Genomic DNA, 4,108 nt, shown 5'->3' on the forward strand with positions numbered 1-4,108 from the left:
TTTTTTAATAAAATAATATATATTTAACATGCAGATAGGAATTTAAGATAAAAATCTATTTTTTCATTTGTGTTATGAGGCTTTCAAAAAAATATGCAATTTACTTTATATGAAATAGAAATGGTAAATAGATAGCTTTTAAACTTTGATTTTTAATTTGATTTATCAAAAAGGACTGCACATCAACACTCAATTATAAATTAATTGAACGCTAATATTAGCTATAAATTCTATTCACATCAATAATTGACTTTGATCACATTTATTCAGATGTTGGATAAAGTTCATTGTCACTAATACATGAGGATGATGAAGTACACGCCAGCGAGAAAGGTGTATACGTTATGTTGTTCTTCAGACGCGCGGAAAGAACCACGCGTCCGGCAGTGCCAATAATTAACGTTAAATCATAGGGATAGGGGTAATATTTACCTTAAAGTTTTTAATTCCTACGGCCGATAGTTCAGAATTAGCCATGGAATGCTCCTCCGCTACCCTGCTCTTCAATGTGTATAACGGAATGGTTTTACCATAGCGAACATTTGAGCCATATGAAGCCTCAGCGAAAAAGTGACCGCTGATATGCGTGTGAATCGGTGTAAGGATCTCACCCAGAACACTTTTTACGTCATTGATATCATTTTCACGCAACAGCCACGGCCAATCCCATTCACTATCTGTCGATGATATGTTTCTATGCTGATATTGGTACGCTATATTTTTGTCCTTTCCACCATGGCGGCCGATAACCCAACGACTGGTATAAGTCGGACGATCCTGAGGGTGGTCACTTAATGCGTTACCAGACCACTTCATAAAACCTGTAAATGCGACTTCATAGCTGAGTGCTGCGTTAAACTGATATGGGTAACTGATAGATGATCGGAAAATCTCCATGGAGACTTCTTGTTTAGAGTGTGGCGGTACATCAATCACTATGGTGTTAGATATACCTTTTGACTGTGAGTCGCCTGTTGTCGATGCCCAGCTTTGATTTGCGCCAACTTCAATCGATAATTCTGTTTTTCCAACCAATGGCCATTCAAAAGTATTTTTTGTCGAAACGCGTTGACTCAACCCATAGGTATCTGTTTTTGACCAGTTCGTCGTTTTATCGTAACTGAATGTCACCCGGTACTGCTGTTTCACGTCTGACTCGTTAATGACCACTTCAGTCCGCTGGCCTATTTTTTCTTTATCAGACTGAATAATCTCTCCTGCAGAAAATGTATTGGGGTCAATGTGATACTCAATTTCAGAGATATTTATTTTTAATCGCTCATTACACCGATATCCCTCACACGGCCCACCATTATTTGCGTTGATATGATAGCTCCCGTTTCCGTCGGTAGACGTCACCATATCATCACCCACAAATTTACTGGCACTGCCGCCAGCCCAAGCAAACCCTAAATAATGTGCGAATAATGCAAGCGGTTTGTAGAATTTTTTATCGTTTATTAAATGCCATTCTGTATACGCTTCAGAATTTCCGGGTAGAATGATCGGGGAATACTCTGGCAGAGAGTGATCTGGCTGAATAACATCAGTACACCACGTATTTAGTGCCAGAACGTCTTGTTTGATTCTGCCAAAGTGCCCTGCTCCCATGACTACATATCCATCAGCAAGATTAATTATTTGCCAATGGCCCATTCGCTTGAGTAATTCTCCTTTCAACGGCATAACTTCATCTGATGTCAACGGTCTGAATCCATCATCACAGTATTGTCCATGCTGTTTAATATTCAGGATATCCAGCGACGCGTCTGCATGAGAAGAATAAGCAGCAGCAACAAGAGAAGCGACTATTATAATGGGTATAGGTTGCCTTTTATTTTTCATATTATTTCCTATATTGGATATAAACGAGGGGTTTTAATAACCCCCTCAAAAAAAGATATTTATATGTAAATTACTGTTTTTATTGTATAAATAGACTTCAACTCATTTCATCAATGAGCGGAGAGTGTTTAATAATGAAAAATTAAATTCATCCATTAATATATTATCAGGCGGATTAAGAAGTCATTTGAAATAAATTTTCTATCGTTGTTTTAATTTTAAATGTCATATTATTTATACAATTTAAATTGACTATAAAAATCTGGTTTTTTTGCGACTGACTTCAATTAATAACTTTGATATGCTTCTAAAGTATCGGCTATAGAAATGTAAAATTCTCTTAGACGCCCATATGTCTCCAAAAATTGTGCTTAATCCGCCATTTAATGTATTTTCTCATGGAGCGGCAATTATCATCTTTCAAATATATTAGAAATAGCTTTTTAAAAAATAACAGGCGTAAGCATTCATTTTTCATGGATTTTTTAATTGGGGAAGGAAATATCATGTCAGTCCAACGTATCGATTTACCCGATTTTCATCAAACCGAGATCCACTGGAATATTCCGGACTCATCACCTCTAGGGTTAATTATCTTTCTACCCGCCCTTGGAGTATCGGTTGATTACTACCGTGATCTAGCCAAGCGTTGGTCAACAAAAGGATACGTGATTGCCCGAATCGAGTCCCGTGGCATGCGTCATAGCTCGATCAACAATGTCAGAAAAGAAAACTTTGGCTATCGTGAGGTGCTGGAAATTGATCTTGCTACTATTGTCCCTGTGATATGTCAGCGCTTTGAAGCACTGCCTTTCTGGATTTGCGGCCACAGCCTTGGCGGTCAATTTGCCTTGTTGCATGCGTGTAACAACAATCACAAACCTTCCGGTGCGATCCTTGTTGCTGCAGGAAGTAATTATTTCAATACGCTGACAAATCGTTTTGCAGTCGCTAAAAGATATCTGGAGATCACCGCAATTAAGCTCGTTAATCAAACGTTGGGATACTTTCCCGGGCATAAATTAGGATTTGCAGGAAGACAACCACAAAACCTCATGGCTGACTGGTATTACGAGGCGCTGGATGGGGAGTACTCAGTACGTAACTCAGAAACCGACTACAACACATTACTCAAAGAACTCAATCTTCCTGTTCTTATGATTTCTATGTCAGGTGATCATTGGGTGCCTAAAAGCAGCGCAGATGCGTTAGCGAACAAACTCACTGTTGCAGATATTACCCAGATTGAACTGACACCGCCAAAAGGAGAGAGACCTTTTGATCATTTTAGCTGGGTAAAATCCCCTCAATCTGTCATTGATACGGCGACTCAGTGGATGAGTGACAGCGTCACTTAATATTACTCGTCTCCACAGTTAAACTGCTGTGGACAGAAGACAGAAGACAGAAGACAGAAGACAGAAGACAAGAATGGTTGGTGCTGAAAGAAGTACCAACCATTTCTCTCATCAAACTGGAATTTAATTTGTCTGCTTCGCAGGAGAAAGCGTTTTTTGTCGCGACAGAATATCAATACCTTGCTGACTAAAGAAGTACAACAGATCGATGAAGACCCAATTTTCCGCCAGTTTTTCGCCATCACGACGATAAATATCGACGACCCTCATATCATAAAACTGCTCACTGGCAGCCATACCCATGAAGCCGCCAATCGGTTTCAAGCTAAGGTTTGGCCAACCAAAAAAACCACCAAACTGACCTTCTGCAAATTTACAAATATGACCATTGAAAATTCGCTCGGAAAAACTTGCACGAAAAACACCAGAATGTTGCTTGATATATCGCTCAATCGTATAGCTTGCACCTATGCCCGTTGGCCCCCACCAAATCATGTCATCATGCCAGGTCTGCGCCAATTCGTCTTCAAGGCTTAACCTGTTATCCCAGTTACCTAAATCAGAGATCATCTTGTTAATGAGTGCCAGTGTTTTCTCTGACTCGGACGGGCTTTGAGTCTCTAATGCTAACCCTTGATGAGTCATTGGGCCGGGTTGAATTAACTGGGCACCTGTTTGCGGTGGAAATGGGTTCACACCAGCCTGTACCATGACGCCGGGTATATCGACGAACATGGCAGACTGAAGAATTTTTCCTCCGCCCAGCTGCGTGACATCTACCTCAGTAAACTCGCAATAACGAAGGAAGGCCATCCTCCCCGTTCTGGGAATGCCCAGCCAGTCGTTATCAAACAAGCCCATCAGATGGCCCATCGACACCACCCAAACCGTTTTTTCATCGCCAG

General features: G+C 40.5%; 3 protein-coding genes. 1 reads left to right on the plus strand and 2 read right to left on the minus strand.

The genetic code is table 11. The annotated features are described in order from the left end of the window. Window positions 1–402: 402 nt before the first annotated feature. Window positions 403–1,845, minus strand: coding sequence for an aerolysin family beta-barrel pore-forming toxin (locus A8L45_RS23155; protein ID WP_068905705.1), 1,443 nt, complete (start codon window positions 1,843–1,845; stop codon window positions 403–405). Between the two features lie 506 nt (window positions 1,846–2,351). Here A8L45_RS23155 and A8L45_RS23160 point away from each other — a divergent pair. Then, on the plus strand, window positions 2,352–3,203 hold the full coding sequence (locus tag A8L45_RS23160) for an alpha/beta fold hydrolase (RefSeq protein WP_068905706.1): 852 nt from the start codon (window positions 2,352–2,354) through the stop codon (window positions 3,201–3,203). Window positions 3,204–3,326: 123 nt separating this feature from the next. Here the strand turns inward: A8L45_RS23160 and A8L45_RS23165 are convergent. Then, window positions 3,327–4,108, minus strand: a 782-nt coding sequence (locus A8L45_RS23165; RefSeq protein WP_068905707.1) for a nuclear transport factor 2 family protein, incomplete at its 5' end; no start/stop codon positions are given.

Origin of the sequence: Veronia pacifica (genome assembly GCF_001707825.1) — a bacterium.
Lineage (GTDB): Bacteria > Pseudomonadota > Gammaproteobacteria > Enterobacterales > Vibrionaceae > Veronia > Veronia pacifica.